This window comes from Vibrio sinensis (assembly GCF_003605645.1).
GTDB classification, from domain to species: domain Bacteria; phylum Pseudomonadota; class Gammaproteobacteria; order Enterobacterales; family Vibrionaceae; genus Vibrio; species Vibrio sinensis.
In genome coordinates, this window is record NZ_QVMU01000001.1 from 61829 (window position 1) to 80088 (window position 18260).

The window sequence follows — 18260 nt, forward strand, 5'->3', positions numbered from 1 at the left end:
GATAGGTCATGAATAAATTAAAGTCAATCACTTAAAAGTGGATGCGTCTTTCAATTCATATTATTGAAAACATAGGGGGAAAGAATGCAGCCCCTTGTTCAAGAGAATAAAGAACTGCATATACTTAGATGATGATAAATATGTTCTGTCAACTAGCGAAACAATCAATCAAGCGAACGATTGACCTCTAAAACTTCGCCATTTTGATCAATCACTGTTCTCAATATGTATTGACCACCATAATTATCATCGCTTGTAACCCCAGTTACACGAGCGGTCGTTGGTTCATCAGCGATTAGGGTGATGGTATTATTATCCCTATTCCAGAATCCACGGACATTAGCTTCTTTAGCGAGCAACTTCTCTTTGCTCATTTCTCCAATAGTCGAATAGTCGAGGTTTATAATGGGTAAGTTGAGTACGGAGTTGTATTTTTCAGCGACGACTTCAAGCCAATCATATTGTAACGTGGCACCGTCGCCATAATCCCGTAAATTGGCGGCATGGAAGTAGTGAGGCCAAGATTTGTACGTCAGCATATGTCGCAAAGTAATCTCAGCTTCTGCCGCTAAAATTTCCTCATAGCTACGTGGTTGACATATAGCACCTGCGATGAAGCAAGGATCTTCACCATTTTCGATATAGCGCTCATAGAAAATGTAGTTATATTCATCCGTTAATTCAGTGGGTGTTGTTGCGTTGTAAAATAACGCTGTTGGGTATCGAGGCAGCAACATAATATTGGTGCCTTGAATAAAGTGCTCATAATCTTGATTAACCCGAGAAGAGTCTGAAGCAATATATTCAATATTAAGTGCTTGCATTGCGTACACCAATTCAAAATTCAAACCCTCTGGATATGGCGTTATCTCGGGCGGCGGGTAAGTATCGTCAGAGCTTTCCGCATCTTCTAAACCAGAGTGATTACCGGTCACTAGCGATTTAGACGCATGGGCGAAATCGGGAAAACCAAGTCTTTGCCATACTTTGAGGTTTTCATTGATCTCTTCATAAGCAATATCGTAAGTCGCTCCAGAACTTGTGTACATGTCGCGGTGAGACAGGGTATGGTTTAAGAAACGAAATTCATCTTTATTAGCAACGACGGTATCAGTTAGAGGCTCTGCTTCTTGTTGATATACAATCGATAATTGAGGGTGGTAATTCGCGTTATCCGCTTCTCTTGTATGCACCTGAACTCGATTGTAATTGCGTCGTTTAGCTCGCATGATCAAACCCAAGTTGTCGCGATCGCCATTTTGCCATAGGTTAACAATTGATGTTATGTCGACCGTTATGAGGTCGTTACTCTCTTGATAAGGAACGCATGACTGGCGATTAAAGCGTCCGCCTGAGCGAGACCACAGTACATTTTCCATGCTGCTTAGCCAAGATGCCGATTCATCCCACTCTTGTGTAACAAGGCAGATAGTCCCTTTAGGATCTCGCGTGGATGTCATATTGGGAATATCTTTAGTGGTTAGCGTCAGTATAGCTTGAGAGGCTAAGTTATCGATATTACTCGGCAAATCAAAGAAAAAGAGAGTTCGCTCTTTTTGAAGTCGTGATTTATAAGCATAAGCACTTTTTTGTGAACCATAAATATTGGTCGGAGCGAGTGAGTTTATATAGGTATCTTGAGCTGATATGAGTGAAACCGGCTCTGGTGGCGCAGCGGCGGCTCCCTCTCCGTTAAAAACAAAGTCGAGTTTGAAATCAGAAATATTGGGGTTGTTTGCAATAAACTGGTTATTTACGGTGACGAGATTTTCGATATCTTGCGCTGTAGTTCGATAGCGAATATCTCCCGTCGTCTGGTTCAAAACTGGGTCCCAAATATAATTTTCTATGAAAATATCATCAATATGAGCCGCGAGATACACTTTACGCGAACCGATAAACACCCCTTGAGTCGCGTAATTCAAAAATTCATAGGCTAGTACTTGTGAGTGAATTAAGTACCACGCATTGGTGATGGTAGAAAGGAGCACCTCCCGTCCATCAGGATACTCAATAACAGAAATGAGCGCTTTTCCTGATTCGGATTCTGTTAGTAAAGGAGTCACAGTTGGCCCCTCAGGATCATTTAGCGGGTGGACCATTCGGCTATAGTCATTGACGACAAAAGCGCCTTGGCGATTCACATACTCATATATTTCTTTGTCTTCTGCGGGAATTTGCCAATTGGCTGAAAATGAACTGTTCGCTTCAATCGTGTCTAGGTCCATTCCATAGTCGAGATCATAGTTTATTTTGTAGTATGCACCGGAGACCGGGTAGCCAGATAAAACTGATTCGCGTACTTCAAAGTCAATTTCGTATTGATGTAGAATTTTCCATTCATCTAAGGAAAATGCAGAGGCAAGGTAATTCCCTGGACCAGTGTAGTACAAGGATGCATCCGTTAAGATGATGCCGTTATAATTTCCCTTACCATCAGTCACTAATCTCTCTTGAGTGAGAGTCTCTTCACTCGCATTAAGTACGTCATAAGGAACACCCATTTCATCAAGCATATCATCGATTAAATCAAGACCTAGATCTTGCTCAGATGTTCCTGACGAAATCACCAGTACCTTTAAATCAACAATAGGGGGAGCAGCGAATGAGGGGGTTGAGATACAGACCCACAAAAAAGCGGTTAGAGCTAGCCTCGCCACTATGCTTGAGACAGTAGTGCTTGAGAAAGTAATGCTTGGGAATGTGACGTCTGAGTATGTGACGTCAGAAGTTATATTGTTCAACTGCATAATTTTCATCCACTAGTCAGTAGGTGAGTTCTGCCATAACGTCTTACAACACGATAAAATTCACCTTCAGTGATACGAGTACCACTGATTTACTCCATAAGTTTATTCACACCTAGAGTCATTGATAGTTTTATTAGTACTAAAGTTAAGAAAGACGATAACCTCAGAGTCAGAATGGCTTTTGTGTGATTGATCTAAGCTTATACAAGCTTATGGATTGTGCAAATTGCATATAGAAATAAGAATTCACATAGAAATCATTTAAAATAGGTGTGGCGGTCTTACGCGAGAACACTTCGATTCAATTAAAATGTATTATAAATCAATATTGTAACGGAGTTCTGTTAACTGTAATTAATCATCCTAATGTTTACTGGTTTCGCATTTTGATAATTACGATGTTCTTGATATTCGTTTATATTTAGTGAGTAAAAATGGCTAATTGCAATAAACATTTAGCCATTTTTGTTATTTGCTTTAATCGCTAAGCTATTATGATGATTAGCGTTGTAACATAAATGTTTGATACTCAAGGTCATCAAATTGTTTATCCAACATGACCATCCCAACAATCGATGAGATTAACATCGTCGCAGCAAACCCATAGCCATAGAATATAGGGCCAAGCAAAATACTTACATGAGCAAGAGTAAAATTACCGACAACCATTAATGTTGTGAGGCCGAGCGCTGCAATACGTTTATCAAGATAATACATGACGTTGAGTACCGCCATGAGTAGAACCTGCAAGCTTACACCGACCAAATCAATATAGAATAGATGCAAGTAGGATAAGTCAATATTCAACATCTTCAGAATATCTTCTGCCCATAAGATGAGTAGAGCCAGTGTGATGCCTTGTACTTTGAAAATTTCGTAGAGGCTTTGTTGACATGCGACGATCATTTTGTTTTTTAATGACTGTATGGTGCTGAGCGTTTCACCCTCTCGAACTGCGTGATAAAAGGTAATACAAGCACCAGCAAAATCGGTTTCCATCCGTAGCATAAAGACTGCCATGCCAGGAACAATAGCGAGGTAAGCGATAAAAATAGGTAAGTCATAGATGTAAGAAGCCCTAAATAAGTCAATAACCTGATGAGAGGTCTCATCGCTAAACCAAAAGACAAACTTATCTAACCATACTCCGAAGTTGTAGAGCACACCACAAAGCATCAGAGAGAAAAACGTTTTCTTAAAGTTTAGGAACTCAAAAGAAACTAAGCGTTCAGCAGGAAAGTCACGGATGATGTGATAAAGGAATGCAAACGTCAGAATACCCTGGCAACTACCGAAAATCAGCATTAGCCCAAATAGCCCAGAGGGTGGAAGCGTCAGACATAAAATAATCATCAACCCATAACTGACTGCCATGGTAAATAAGATTCTATAGTACTCTTTCATTCCACTCAGAAATATTATTGTAAGCCATTGATTGCAAAGTAATATTAGCGTGGCGAAGATGACTATTTTAACTTCAGGAGGAATCGTCTCACATAGGCTGAGAGCACCAGCACCAATGAGGCCTGCCAGTAAGCTTGTGACCAGCATTGATCCTAATAGGTTTGGTACAATTCGATGCTCTTGCTGTATCGAGACCAAATCGGAGATAAAACGAGTGACCAGCAGTTGAAATAGTCCGCTGATGATGAGAGACGCTGCCATGAGATAGGTCACTATCACCAAAAATTGAATCACAATTTCGGTTGGGATCGCCATCCCCATGCTGATTAAACCAATCACCAATAGAGTTAGGATCGATAATACCCATGGGCCGGAACTAATAATGCCCGCGAGTCCATACGCTTCAACCACCGAAAGTAGAGTGTTTTTTTGGAGAATTTTTCTTATCTCAAATCCAATGCCCGCCATTGATGGCCTCCTTGTAAAGGTTACGATATGCGCCGTACATTTTTTTCTCGTCGTAGTAACGAAGTACGCGGGCTTTTCCTACGTCCCCAGCTTTTTTCCATGCATTGGCATCCCCTAATAGCTGAGTGATAGCGTCCACTCCCTCTATAGGACTTGCAATAGAAATGATTTCTCCAGCAGAACCGAGTTTGGCGTCCTCGCCTTCAGCCCCTTTGATTATCTCCCTACAGGCTCCTACTTCGGTTGCCACGCAAGGGATCCCTGCTGCCATCGCTTCGAGTAGAACTAAAGGTTGGGCCTCACTAATGGATGTCAGCATCATGATGCCGAGTTGAGGCATTATTTCTGCTACATTTTGGCTCCCCAACATTTTGACATTACTGGTCATCCCAAGGCTTTCAATCAGAAGTTCACATTCATAAACGTAGTCAGGGTCTTCTTCTGTTGGGCCTATAATCCATCCCTCAAGATCAGGAAGAACCTCTACCGCCATACGAATGGTTCGAATAAAAGTTTTAATGTCTTTAATTGGGACAACGCGACCAACTAAACCAATCACCATTGGGGGCTGTTCTGGCCTTAGTTGATAAGCTTTTTCAAAGCGTTCAATATTGATTCCATTGACAATCACGCTAGTACGATCAGATGGTGCGCCGTCAGTGTGTTGCCGCTGTCTATTCCCCTCAAATAGGGAGATGATTTGATCGGCTTGGTGATAAGCGGTGAGTCCTAGTTGCTCGAAAAATTGAATCCATGTTTTGCGTGTTAAATCCATACCTTTATGCATGGAAATATCAAGGGCACAACGATGGTTGCTTCCCCAATTGGCGTGTGATAAATCAATTTTGCGTTCTTTAGTGTAAATACCATGCTCGGTTAAAAGCAGAGGTCGCTGAGTTGTTTGATGGCAAAGTGCGCCAAGAAAGCCAGCGTAACCTGTCGAGACACTATGAAATACTTTGGCATTGGGAAGGTGCTGCGATATTTCGGCAAGAATAAATAGAGGTTGATAGATATTGCGATACGTCCAGAAATAATCAACAAATGAGAGATGCTCTGCATGCTCAAGATATTGATCGGTCAAGACTTCCCAAGATGCTTGGCTATAAAGAAAATCTTTGAGGGTTAATTGCCCATTTTTACCTAAAACGGTGGAGATACTTTGTAAAAGTTCATTTGGGATTGGCGTGCTACTGTTTTCAAAATACGATAAGAAATCACGCAGCGTTTCAAACAAAGCACGATTCCCTGAAGATCGTTTCGGTTTAATATGTTCTGAATCGGATAGCAGAAAGTGAACGTCAATCCCAACAACATTATCGGGTAGTTCATAAGCCGGTTCTTCATAGAAATCAGGATGTCCCCCGAGAAATATAATATAAAACGTATATTCAGGTAAGCCGGAAATTATTTGATGTACCCAGCTTGATACACCACCACGGACATATGGATAGGTACCCTCGAGTAATAAACAGATATCGATCTCTGGCATATCGGGTGCTTTATTGCGTTTTAAAAACCTCATTGCCAATACTCCTTTATTTGGCTCAGTTGATCACCCTGATGATTGGGAAAAGAAGTTAAAAGTTGGCGCACAGTGTAATAATCACCAACCATGTAAGCCGCTTCAGCGAGATAGGGAGTAACCTGTTTGCTCATCAAATCTCCCTCTTTGGCTTTGTTAAGCACAAAACTGGCTTCTGACGGACGGTTCTGTTTTAGGAACACACGTCCGAGCAATAAGTTAGTTGAGGCACTTTCCTGAATTTGGTTAGCTTGCACTAAATATAGCTCAGCTTGGGTGAGGTAATGGCTGAGCAGTACTCCCTCCGCAATACCTAAATAGCAAAGTTCCCAATATTGCTGTGCAATTTCATAAGCTTTCATCGCCGTCGCTTTGTGCTCAAAACGTTTTTTCATTAATGCGATTGATTCATTTATTTCGGTTTCAATACTTTCGAGAGAGGAATAAGCGAGTAATCGGACGTCATCGGATAGGTTTTTGATCGCGAGTTGCAATAGTGGTACGGCATCTTTTTGAGGTAGGTTACGAATAGCTGAGATAGCGAGAAAGTGTCGTTTAGCGTCAGTATCATAAATTAAGATTTCACGCAGGGCACCCACTCCAAAGTCAGCGACTTCATGAGCCCCGGGTGTTTGAGAAAGCGGCTTCTTTTGAGCGTTTTCCCAAGTAATATTGTTTGTCTTCCGAGGGAGGTATAGGGCGATGACCAATGAGCACATCGTACCAATGATTCCAATAATTGGGAGTAGTAAGTTAAACAAAAACAAAAAGCTAATCGAGCTTTTGATGGGATACTGGTATTTACTAGGTAGTAGTAACCAACAAATCCAGCTAAAGCTGGCGCAAGCGAGAGCGTGCAGAGTAAAGACTCCACCCCAAAGTAACGGAGTCATTGGCTGATTAAACACTAAAAATACGCTTAAGCTTTGTAATATTGCCGTCTGAATGATCAGCCAGATTTTCATCGTAAGTTCCTAGTTGTGCCATTTGATCTTGGATTTGAGCCCAATCAGTTGCGATTGAAAGTGGTCCGTGCATGTCAAAGTCATTATGTTCGGTCGGGACTTCTGTATGGATTTGTTCCCTTAAACGCTTTGAGTATTGTTGGGCATTTTCCGGTGTCGTGAGAGGTAACAACACAACCAAGGCACTTTGTCCTGAGTTTGTTTTACATGACCAATAGATATCGGCTCCTCGGCGATATTTGGACATAGAATTAAGCGCGAATGGATATTGGTTATTACGGTCAATGCAAATGATGATTGAGCTATTAGCACCATAATGCTGGTGATTGTACTTGGCGCGTTGGAGGTAACTTGTAAAATAAGATTTTTGGTTATGTTGCAGGGTAGAAGCGACGACTTCATCACTCAATAGATCGGCAGAGTGATTAGCGATGAGCGATAGTAGTGCGATATTCGCTGGGATTAACATGAAGAATTTGGCACTTTCAGCCACGACTATCGCTTGGGTTACACCATGGGTGTTGACCAAAGGGATACACAGTTGATAGCGAGATTTGTGTTCTTGTTTTTCAGTTAAGGTTGCCGCTGAAAGAAGCTTTTGGCTTTCTAGTGCTTCTTTGAGCATAGGATCATTTTTTTCAAGCTGGTGGTGATCACCGAGCACCGCTGCAGCTTTGGATTCGACACGACCTTTCTCTACTTGATAAACCCCAGCAACTTCTAATCCGCCAACCTCCGCTAATAGATTAAGCATAGGGTGAGCTAGATAAATCAAACGATGTTCTGCGTATTGAGTCGCTATTTGTCGCAGCGCCTGAATGCTGGTGCGCAGACTGTAGGTCTGTCCTGCATTACGTTGTTCGAGTTGATCATGAGATACCTTGAGTAAATGGTAGTGCTTGGTAAAGCTCTCCAGTTTACTGTTCATAGATTCTTGATCTAGGGCATGACGACGATTGACGTTGTGCCAGTGATGGTGAAATTCACCTGCAATCATAGTCAAAATAATCGTACCGATAGCATGAGATAGTGGAAAAAATGCGCTATCTCCAGCAAGGTGCATCATTGCGGCAATGCCGATGGAAGCGATTAAAGCGCAGGTCATCCCTTTGTGAAGACCATAGCGCAACGCAATTAAGAGAGGGCCAAGAATAGGCCAGAAAAAGCTCGTTACCGTGGCTTTACCAGATTCGATGATGGAGGGATTAATCAAATCTGATTGTGCCCAAATAAAGAGGGTGATTAAGGTCATTCCCCCTGTCTCTAGCCAAGCAAAGTAGGGACGTTGATGGCCAACGATCTTTGTTCTATGGTTCGATAATCTCATGGTTTACACCAGCTGTTTTATTGTTCGTTGTTCAAAAAGTCAGTCAAAAAATTAATCTGTTGATCTTGATTTCTCGATATTTAAACCGTCTAGGAGCTGTTCAATGACGACTTGACCAGAGCCAGTGACACTCTCTCGTCCCCAGCCACTTCTACTGCCAGAAGCTCGCCAATAAACCTCTCCAGTTTGAGCAGATTTAACTTCTATCGTCACACCGACGGCTGGTTCTGCATCTAAGCCGCTTTTATAATGCCACTCCTCGATGGAACCACTGATCACATACTCTATTGGTTGAGTGGCTAACCATTGTTGTGCTTGCTGCTGCTTACTGCTGAAATCTAAAATGCTTCGTAAGTCTTGATTGATAGTGGCAGGGTATTGGATGGTGGCTACACCTTTCACGTATAACTCGGTGGCAAGTAACTGCTCTGCTTTTTGTGACGCGAGAGGGGTGTTGGAATGGTTTTCCATTGGCATAATGGCCCACGGTCCTGAGATGGTAAACGTGGGGCTATCTGGGACTTGGTAAGTGCTGCACGCTGAAAGAGCGAGGCAGCTTAATAGTAATAGAGACTGTTTCATTATTGTGTCCTAATTAAAATGAATAGTAGTAACCGAACGAAAGCTGTAATGCTTCATTGCCATTACGATCTTGGGTTTGCCAGCGAGTTGATAAATAAAGCTCATCACTCCCTAATATCGGGATACCTAAACCGGCATCAATGGATAGATCGGGCTCTGAATTGAGTAGGTTGTAGCCTAACGAGGTATCGAGCCAATAACGTATAGTGGGAACATTGGAACCTGGTTGACCGGGAACACCGCGAGAAATCCGCTGACCAATCGCCACTCGTTGATATTGTTGAGCAATGAAGTCTTGGCTCGTGATGGTGTTACCGCTTTTAGCCCATTGATTGATGCCTTTTAATGGGCCGTGATTTTGAGTAATTTCGTGCATGGAAATATCCAGATAAGCTTGCCACGCGGGATCATTAAAATAGAGATGCTCCGTTAAGCGAAAATTTATGTCCCAGCCTTGACCGATAGCATCACCAAATCGTGTTTCTAGATCGTGAAAGTTCACTCTCAAAGAAATCGATTCTCGTAGCGTTGGTTGGTAAATGGCTTGAATGCCGATAGTGTTGTCTTGACCTGCAATGGTGAGTAAATCACTCGCTTCAATATGGCTATTTACACCGGCATTCACTTTGAGTTGCAGCGCATCACCGATAATTAGGTGATAGTTTCCATTCAATCCCAATCGTTGATCGCCGACTCCTTGGGCAATATCAAGGCCGAGTTCAAAGTAGCTTTTGAGCAATTGATGACGGTAACGGGCCCTGATACGATGCTCAGCATCAATCACGGTGAGGCCTAACACGTCAGGAGCATCAGCGCGTTGGTAGTCTGTCCCAAGTCGCCAAAAACCATATTGGTGAGGCGCATAATAATCGAGACTGTAACGATTGATGCCCCAGTGGCTTATTGAAACGGCTTGGCCTCTCAAACTATGGTTTTTATCTGGGTTTTGTTGAGCATGGATTTTGCGTAGCTGAGCTTCTTTTGTTTTATTAGATGTTGTACCTAGCTTTCTCTCGCCCTTTTTCCAAGCTTTTTGATGGCGTCCTAATTTTTGTAAAGCGACGTATTGATCACCTGTTGCTAGGTTGACTGATTGTTCAAGTAGCTTCTCAATGGTTGCAAGATCGTCTCGTTGCATCGCGAGTGCAAGACGTTGCCAGTCAGGTAGGGGGTATTGACTTAGCGTAGTGCGCTGGTGCCAGAACAATAGGCGATCTGTTTGATTATTTGCGAGATAGTGACTGAAAAGTTCAGCGGTTCGTTCAGGACTTGGCGTTTGGCTAGCTTTCGCTTCAATCATCGATAGTGCGAAGCGCGGGTCGGTAAAGAGGCCAATTAAAGCCCGGTGGTTTATGTCTCCATCTTTCATCGCCAGTAAGGCGGCACGCTTTTGAGTTAATACGTAGTGTCGTAACTGGTATGCGGTATCTAGTTGGCCATTCTCTTCTAATACCGTTGCGTAGTTGAGCAGAATAGATGGTGAGACGTCCGTGGTATGAGTCAGTAACTGCTTGTACCAAAGAAGTGCGTGCTCTAGATTGCCTAGCTGTTGATTTACACTCGCAAAAGCGAGCCATAGGTCAGGGTTATCTGCTAAAGGCAACTTGTGAGTTTCATAGAGTTTCTTCATCTGTTTGCGGTTATTTTTCTCTATTGCTAACCAGATGAGTTGATTGACGGCTAGGGGTTCAGATGGAACGCGCTCAAGAAGGCTCTCTAATAGATACTTGGCCTTTTTCGTGTCGCCAAGATGTAATGCTCGAAAGACACGCGCATGAGTGATCTCAAGTGTATCAACCAAGTGTGGTTTCTTTTTAGCGAGTTCAAGCAATTGGGTGAGCGTCTTCATCTCTTTTTCTTGCTGGTTTGCGCGAATGAGCATCAGCAGAATTTGATCGTTTCCAGTTTCGTTATAGAGCGCGAGTAATCGCTGATGTTGCTTTTTATCGAGTGGCGAAAGCACTTGGAAATACCGATAAATATCGAGCTGATGATCTCGTCGTGTTGCTAGTTCTTCAAAACTCTGTGTGGCAATATCACGATTGTTGGTTTCCCAAGCAAGGCGTGAAACTCGCGTTAAATAGTCATTATTAGCCTTGGTCCATACTTTTGGCAGTGTGAGTGCTCTTAATGCCAATTCAGGTTGATGGTTATCTAAGAATGCGTTTGAGGCAATCAATGCTTCATCATAAGTCGGGGTACGCAACCTCAATAGTTTGTACCACTCAGATGTGGTAGAGACAGGGTCTCGTTGATAACTGTATAAGCGCATTTTATGAGCTTTGAGTAAGCTATCATTAGGGCGTAAGTATGCGAGTGTCGCCACGCTTTTTGATGCGGAATCAGTTCCTTGTGCTTTTTCAAGCGCATCTAGCCAGCCTACGTATTCTTGTGGGCGAATGAGATTATTGATTGCTAGTGCATCGTAAAATTCACTTTCATAATAAAGATCGCTAAGTGCTTTCGAATCTTCAATTCCGTTGCGGATCTGTTTTTCGGTTGGCGATAAGGCGAGCAGTTTTATACTGATGGCTTGAGCGTTGCGTATGTCGCCTTGCCAACGGTACAGGGTATGCAGGGATTGATAATCCTGCTTTTGTCCATCGAGTACGATAAGTTGTTGTAAGCGCAATGTGGCGAGTTCAAGATTGCCATTGGACATCGCGAGGTCTGCAACTTGGCGATAGAGTTCAGCGATTGGCTTTATCGCCAGTAATTTTTCTGCTTGTGCTAAGGCGATATCAAGGTTACCTATCTTCTCTGAATGTTGAATGGATGCAGTTAAAAAATCAGCGTCGTTGGACAACGTTCCCTGATATTGGCTCAGAAAAGAGTGGCTTTTTTCGGGCTGATCAAGTGAAAGATAGAGATTGAATAGTGCCTGGGCTTGAGGTAGATCTTCTGTATGATCAAATGCAGTTTGCTGCCAGACTAATGCGGTTGGATAGTCTTCACTTTGGAGTGCCAGTGACACTAATTCTTGATAATCAGTGATGTTGTTTTGCGCGTGAGGAGTTAAGTACTTTAGTCCTTTACTTGGTAAGGAAAAAGCAATAGCAGCATCGGCATATTTTCTGGCTAAACTTGGGTCTGCGATATGGTCAACATCATCCAGTAACGTCAGTAGTTTTTTGGTTGCGTCTTGTTGGGTTGATGGATTGGATTGATAGACTTGTGCGAGTAAAAGGGATAAGTGGGTTTCTAGTGTTTCATTATTGGACTCGCCCTCGCGACTGATCATTGACTCCAATACACGATTGGCGTCATCGAGTTGGCCCAATTGGATATGGTTGTCAGCGATCTGCTTCTCTATCTCTTGATTATTTGGATTGTGTTCAGAGATTTGATTTAGAAAAGCAAGAGATACCTCCGGTGAGGAGGATTGTCCAATCAGTTGAACTAATTTAGAACTTGATGGAGTAACAAGCCATAGAACACTCAAAGAAGAGAAAAGCAACAGAGCAAGCGTGAACTTATTTACTAGTCTGATTTTAGGCTTATGTTTTTTAATTTCGTTGCTTGGCATAAGATCCTTCTCTATCCCACATTGATGTTGATTGTTGCTTACTTGTATTCACTCTAAAGTGTTGGTGTGCAGTGCAGGGTTCCGGAAAGTTCGCCGCTATTGGCTGAACTTAGTTGGATAATGTTGGTTGATTTTTTATGGGATCTTAATGGTGTGCCAGTTAATCTTTGGCAATCTCTTGCGCCATAAATCTCCATTCTTAGCGGCATATGTGTCGTGATAGCCCAGTCGATAGTTCCGTTACTTTGTTGCCACCGCATGACTGCGCCATTGACGTTTTGTAAGCGGAGCTCAGTAGATGGCTGAGATTCTCCGTTAAACACACTGCGTGCTTGTTTTAAGATTAGGTACTTTCCATCTTCAGCTTGCGTCCAGCCAGCAATATCTGAGCCGCTTGGGTAACCCAATTCATCAGGCAATCGCACACTTTTTACCCCCGTTGAGGTGACCTGCCACTCTCCAGAAAGAGTTTGAGCTATTCCCGTTTCATAAAGGCTACGAGCTCTTTGCGCGTATTCGCTTAAGTAGAGAGGGGTGAAAGGTTGAGTCGACGCCCATAAGTAAACTTGTTTTAGAGCATTAAGTGACGCTGGAAACGTTGCGGAATACATCTTGTTATGAAGGCTGACTGATTTTAGTCGGCGTGGTGAGCCAAGAAACTCGAAAGTAGTGATGGCTTGACGATAACCATCATGATGTTGAGTTCCTTGCTGGGTATAATTTGTATCGCTCGGAGCTGGCGTGTAGACCTGAACGTTGCCTGGATACCAACGAATGGTCGGGGCGACATGAGCCAATGAGTGATTTGCCCCCTCGTGGTGGGCTGTTCCACCGTTGATATTTAATAACTGGGCGTTATCAGCAATGTTTAAAGCATTTTCACTTGGGTTAGCGCGCCCTGACCAGATAATGAGTTGGGTGTTTTTTCCTTTTGGTGCAAGCTGAGTATTGATGTATTGAGTGCTTGCGATGATTTCTTGAGGTAGATCTATTGCTTTATTAGGGTCGTTTGGCTGCCAGTCTTCGGGGTGATGAAAGGTATGAGAAGCGATTTCGATATTTGCACGTTTAAATATGTTTGTCGCGATTTTCTTTAGGGTTCGCGCTTTTAGAGCCGTTGGGTTTTTCTCTAACAAGTCACTCACGATGACAGAAACCGTGATAGGTAAAGGAGATTTGCGAATGATGTGCTGAGCCATCAGTTCACCTGCATAAGGCGTATCGGTCACCCATGATTTTGCGCCTAATCCATCACCATCGATATGGGCGGTAACGATGCGACGCCCTGATTCAGTTGTTACATCCGCGACAGGAATCAATGGTAGCTTCAAGGTGGCTTGGAGCAACTTAAAAGGATCAATTAACCAAGTTTTCTGGTCATTGGCTTGTGCCATTAACGGAAATGGGTTTAGTGCCGCGCCGCCCCATGGCGCACTGAAGATAACGTGAGACTCCTTACCTTGTTCATCGGCAAAGCTGACAATAGGGTTAATATCATCTTGGATTTGCCATGCAGGAGGGGGGATGAACTGACTAAAAGAAGCTGGGTAGTGATGTTTTGTCCACTTCTTTCCAAGGCGTTGTGTTATTTTTCCGGTGAGTTTTCCTTGCGCATAGACACCCAGCGTAGTTTGAAGTTGTGGTGATGGGGGCAATGCGTTAATAAAAAAAAACGGAATCGTGCCAATGTGTCGAGCGATCCATTGCTCGATGGTGGGCACTTGCTGGTAAGAATGTTCATCTAGCCACGCGACAACGCCAGCATAGCGAGTGATGTCGGTATAGGCGATCAAATTATTGGCTGCTAGCTTTCGAATATCGACACATTCAGGTACATAGCCTTGGTATTCGAGCGGCATAGCTAAAAACTGGTGGCATGGTGAAGACGAGAGATTGACAGTGTTACCGTCATATAAACCAAGCACACGTTTTGCACTCGGTATAATCGTACTCACGCCAAACTCATACAGCATTCCATCACTCACATAAGGGGTGTGATTCTCATCAATCAAACGTTGTGCCGCTTGTTGCTGCTTGCTACGGTCAGAAGCTGGGAGATAATCGATGACGATGGTCTCAATCCCCTTAGCCTTAACGCGATTGAGGTGCGTGTTGAGCCATAGAACATCGTTTTTTGTCGAATTACTATATTGCTTAGTGACCGGGTTATAACGATGATAGAGCGACTCTGCGACAACTGCATAGGGCTTAAATGTGAGTGAATCAAGCAACTCAAAGCCTCGATTAAGCATCAGTTCTGGCGCTTCAGATGTGCTGTGTAAGGTACTCAGAATATCGCTTAAGGCCTGCAGTTGTTGTTGATGGGAGTAGGTCTGTTTTGGCAACAACGTGTAACTATCTAAGGTATCAAGGAACAAGCCATCAAAACCTCTACCCGACAGTAGTTGCGCTTGTTGAGCTAAATAGCGTTGCCATGCAGGGGAAGTTAAATCCATGACGTGGCTATTCCAATTACCATTTTTAAGTGGTGAAGCTTGGCGTAAAGCCACAGGCATATTCGGGCCACTGAACTCACCAATACTGATATAGGCAAATACGGCGGTATTGGCTTTCTGCAGTGTCTGAATCTGCTTATCAGAAATAAGTGATGGTGTCACAACGACGCGTTGGTAATTGATGAGTTCACGAACAGAATCAATTTTGTTGTAATAAAAAGCGACCGAGCTAGGTGTGCGAGCAAACGCAGGGGTATTAAATAAACCACCTAGAATAAGAGATAAAATAACCGGAACAATTGAACGCATACGACCCTGTATATAATAAAGATATTAGGATTTCATTGTATTCATCTCATGTTTATGCGACGTTTGTCGCGAATATCAAAATGTTTTTGAGCATGATTAATCCACCTCAACATCGGCGATTATAAGTTGATACAACGAAATTATAATTAAAATACATCCATAGTATTGAAGAGCTTAGAGCCTAACACGAACCTTATAATTCTCACTAGAGCATCGGCATTGATATACGAGTATATTATTGATTAAATGCAAATTTAACCTTGCAGTCTCACTAATGAGGCAGATATGAAATTAGCCCTTTAATTAAAAACTAAAGGGCTGGTTAAGTTGTTAAATGATTATTTATAGACGTTGTCTAATCAATTAAACGATCTACGGTAAAGGTTTCAGAATAATGGTCAGTATTGGTTTTTAGAATATATTGTCCACCATAGGTGTCGTTACTGACAACACCGGTAATGGTAATGGTTGCAGGCTTATCAGAGATTAAAGTAACGGTATTGTTGTCTCTATTCCATGTCCCTCGAACATTGGCTTCTTTAGCGAATAACTTCTCTTTGCTCATTTCACCAATACTGAAGTAATCAAGGTTAATAATAGGTAGGTTCAATACGCTATTGTATTTATCTGTTACTGCAGTTAACCAATCATATTGTAGCGTTGCACCGTCGCCATAATCATGCAAGTTTGCAGCATGAAAATAGTGAGGCCAAGATTTGTACGTTAGCATATGACGCAACGTGGTTTCTGCTTCTGCTGCTAAAATCTGTTCATAGCTACGAGGTTGGCAAATTGCGCCATTGATAGTACATGGATCTTCGCCATTTTCTAGGTAGCGTTCGTAGAAAACATAGTTGTATTCATCCGTGAGATCGACTGGATTAGTTACGTTGTAGAATACCGATGTTGGGTAACGAGGCAGTAACATAATGTCGCTTCCCGGGAGGAAGTGCTCAACATCTTGATTGACACGTGAAGAATCAGAAGCCATATATTTGATTCCAAGGGCTTCCATCGCGTAAACCAATTCATAATTTAATCCCTCAGGATATGGCGTTAGTTCAGGTAGTGGGTAAGTATCCTCTGAACTTTCTGCATCTTCCAAACCTGAGTGGTTACCAGTCACAAGCACTTGAGAGCCATTGTTATACCCTGGTAAATCAAGCTGTTGCCATACTTTTAGGTTCTCATCGATCTCTTCATAAGCAACATCAAATGTAGCACCGCTACTGGTGTACATATCACGATGAGTCAATGTGTGGCTTAGGAAACGGAAATCATGTTTATTGTCTAGAACCGTCGCCGTTAAAGGCTCCTCTTGAGCTGCAAACTCTATAGTCAACTGAGGTCGATAATTAGCGTTACTTGCTTCGCGAGTATGTACTTGGACCAGATTATAGTAACCCCATGCGGCGTGCATGATTAATCCAAAGTTCGGTTTTCCTTGTGATTGCCACTGATTAACTAAAGGCGTGACATCCACAGTAATTTTGCCGTTATTCTCTTTGTAAGGGACACAGTGGTTTCTATCGTAGGCGCCGCCATACCTTGACCACCATGAGTGGTTAGAACGTCGATACCAGTTTGCAGATTCGGTCCATTGCTGAGTAACAAGGCAGATAGAACCTCTAGCATTTTGCGATGAAGAATGGTGACGAATAGGCTTAGTGGTTAAAGTGAGTGTCGCTTTGTCTGTTGGACTGTTTACATCATCTGGTAAATCAAAGTTAAAAAGTCCTCGTCTTTTTAGATATCTCGAACTTGAAATATACGCAGTGCTCCATGCGCCATAGGTATATTTTTTATTTCTCGAATGGAGGTAAGTATCTTGTGAAGACGTTAGTTCAACCGGAGGAAGACCAATACTCGCGCCGCCGCCATTGAAGACTAGGTCCAATTTGAAATCAGGTAAATTAGGGTTTTCCTCTAGTAGTCGGTTATTCGCTGCGACAATACTTTCTATGTCATTGCTTGTCGTTCGATAACTCACATCTCCCGGCGTAGCGTTGGCATCAGCGTCCCACAGTTCGCTAGCAATAAACAGATCATCAACGTGAGCTGCGAGATAGACTTTGCGCGAACCAATGAAAACGCCTTGAGTCGCATAGTTCAAGAACTCATACGCTAACACTTGTGAATGAACCAGATACCACGCGTTGGTAATAGTCGATAGGAGTACTTCACGACCGTCTGGGTACTGAATGGTTGATACAAGAGTTTTTCCTGTTTCCGAATCGGTCAGTATTGGGGTGACCGATGGTCCATCGGAGTTATTGGCGGGGTGAGCCATGCGGCTATAATCGCTTACGGCGAAAGCATTCTGACGATTGACATATTCGAAAATTTCTTTGTTGTCGGATGGAATTTGCCAAGTAGTAGAGAATGAACTTCTAGACTCGACAGTATCTAAATCCATTCCGTAATCGAGGTCGTAACTATTTTTGTAATAGGGACCTGATGCTGGATAACCAGATAATACTGATTCACGAACGTTAAAATTTATTTCGTATTGATGCAGCATTTTCCACTCTTCCAGTGTAAATGCAGAAGAGAGGTAGTTATCCGGGCCGGTATAATAAAGAGAAGCATCTGTTAAGATGATACCGTTATAATTCCCTTTGTTCCCTGTGATCAGTTTGTCCTGAGTTAGTTGTTCATGGCTTGCATTTAATACATCGTAAGGTACGCCCATTTCATCGAGCATGTCATCGATTAAGTCTAGTCCGATATCTTGCTCGGGTGTACCTGTTGAAATGACAAGCACCTTTAGATCTACATCAGGAACAGCAGAATATGAGGGAGTTGAAACTAAAAATAAAGTAGTACAAACCAGCTTCGGTAATATATCTGAAGTGATGTTTTTGAACTGCATAGTTTATTATCCATAAGTAGTAAGCAACTTTCTCATCACTAATTTCAATGAATGTATAATTCATCACGCGGCAATG

At 42.7% G+C, this 18260-nt stretch carries 9 protein-coding genes; all 9 read right to left on the minus strand.

The window, feature by feature from the left end:
- Positions 1 to 164 precede the first annotated feature (164 nt).
- Positions 165 to 2750, minus strand: a complete 2586-nt coding sequence (locus tag DZ860_RS00260; RefSeq protein ID WP_165862817.1) for an Agd3-related carbohydrate deacetylase — start codon at positions 2748 to 2750, stop codon at positions 165 to 167.
- 501 nt (positions 2751 to 3251) lie between these two features.
- Positions 3252 to 4622 (minus strand): exopolysaccharide Pel transporter PelG, encoded by a 1371-nt coding sequence (gene pelG, locus DZ860_RS00265; protein ID WP_120028914.1) that lies wholly within the window; start codon positions 4620 to 4622, stop codon positions 3252 to 3254.
- Positions 4603 to 6147 (minus strand): GT4 family glycosyltransferase PelF, encoded by a 1545-nt coding sequence (gene pelF / locus DZ860_RS00270; RefSeq protein WP_120028915.1) that lies wholly within the window; start codon positions 6145 to 6147, stop codon positions 4603 to 4605. Before pelF ends, pelG begins: the two co-directional genes overlap by 20 nt.
- Entirely contained in the window at positions 6144 to 7112 is a 969-nt protein-coding gene (locus tag DZ860_RS00275; RefSeq protein WP_120028916.1) for a HEAT repeat domain-containing protein, read from the minus strand. The genes pelF and DZ860_RS00275 overlap by 4 nt, the downstream gene beginning before the upstream one ends.
- A complete protein-coding gene (locus tag DZ860_RS00280) occupies positions 7048 to 8439 on the minus strand; it encodes a PelD GGDEF domain-containing protein (RefSeq protein WP_120028917.1) in 1392 nt (463 codons plus the stop codon). Before DZ860_RS00280 ends, DZ860_RS00275 begins: the two co-directional genes overlap by 65 nt.
- A gap of 51 nt (positions 8440 to 8490) precedes the next feature.
- Positions 8491 to 9021 (minus strand): hypothetical protein, encoded by a 531-nt coding sequence (locus DZ860_RS00285; RefSeq protein WP_165862818.1) that lies wholly within the window; start codon positions 9019 to 9021, stop codon positions 8491 to 8493.
- Positions 9022 to 9034: 13 nt separating this feature from the next.
- Positions 9035 to 12547 carry a tetratricopeptide repeat protein gene (locus DZ860_RS00290; RefSeq protein WP_120028919.1) on the minus strand — a complete coding sequence of 1171 codons (3513 nt, stop codon included), beginning with the start codon at positions 12545 to 12547 and terminating at the stop codon, positions 9035 to 9037.
- Between the two features lie 53 nt (positions 12548 to 12600).
- Complete coding sequence (locus DZ860_RS00295; RefSeq protein ID WP_120028920.1) at positions 12601 to 15312, minus strand: endo alpha-1,4 polygalactosaminidase; 2712 nt, start codon at positions 15310 to 15312, stop codon at positions 12601 to 12603.
- A gap of 355 nt (positions 15313 to 15667) precedes the next feature.
- Entirely contained in the window at positions 15668 to 18184 is a 2517-nt protein-coding gene (locus DZ860_RS00300) for a DNRLRE domain-containing protein (RefSeq protein ID WP_120028921.1), read from the minus strand.
- Positions 18185 to 18260: the final 76 nt, after the last annotated feature.

Coding starts and splice junctions, on each gene's coding strand:
- DZ860_RS00260 (WP_165862817.1), bottom strand. CDS start 2,750: ATGCAGTTGAACAATATAACTTCTGACGTCACATACTCAGACGTCACA.
- pelG (WP_120028914.1), bottom strand. CDS start 4,622: ATGGCGGGCATTGGATTTGAGATAAGAAAAATTCTCCAAAAAAACACT.
- pelF (WP_120028915.1), bottom strand. CDS start 6,147: ATGAGGTTTTTAAAACGCAATAAAGCACCCGATATGCCAGAGATCGAT.
- DZ860_RS00275 (WP_120028916.1), bottom strand. CDS start 7,112: ATGAAAATCTGGCTGATCATTCAGACGGCAATATTACAAAGCTTAAGC.
- DZ860_RS00280 (WP_120028917.1), bottom strand. CDS start 8,439: ATGAGATTATCGAACCATAGAACAAAGATCGTTGGCCATCAACGTCCC.
- DZ860_RS00285 (WP_165862818.1), bottom strand. CDS start 9,021: ATGAAACAGTCTCTATTACTATTAAGCTGCCTCGCTCTTTCAGCGTGC.
- DZ860_RS00290 (WP_120028919.1), bottom strand. CDS start 12,547: ATGCCAAGCAACGAAATTAAAAAACATAAGCCTAAAATCAGACTAGTA.
- DZ860_RS00295 (WP_120028920.1), bottom strand. CDS start 15,312: ATGCGTTCAATTGTTCCGGTTATTTTATCTCTTATTCTAGGTGGTTTA.
- DZ860_RS00300 (WP_120028921.1), bottom strand. CDS start 18,184: ATGCAGTTCAAAAACATCACTTCAGATATATTACCGAAGCTGGTTTGT.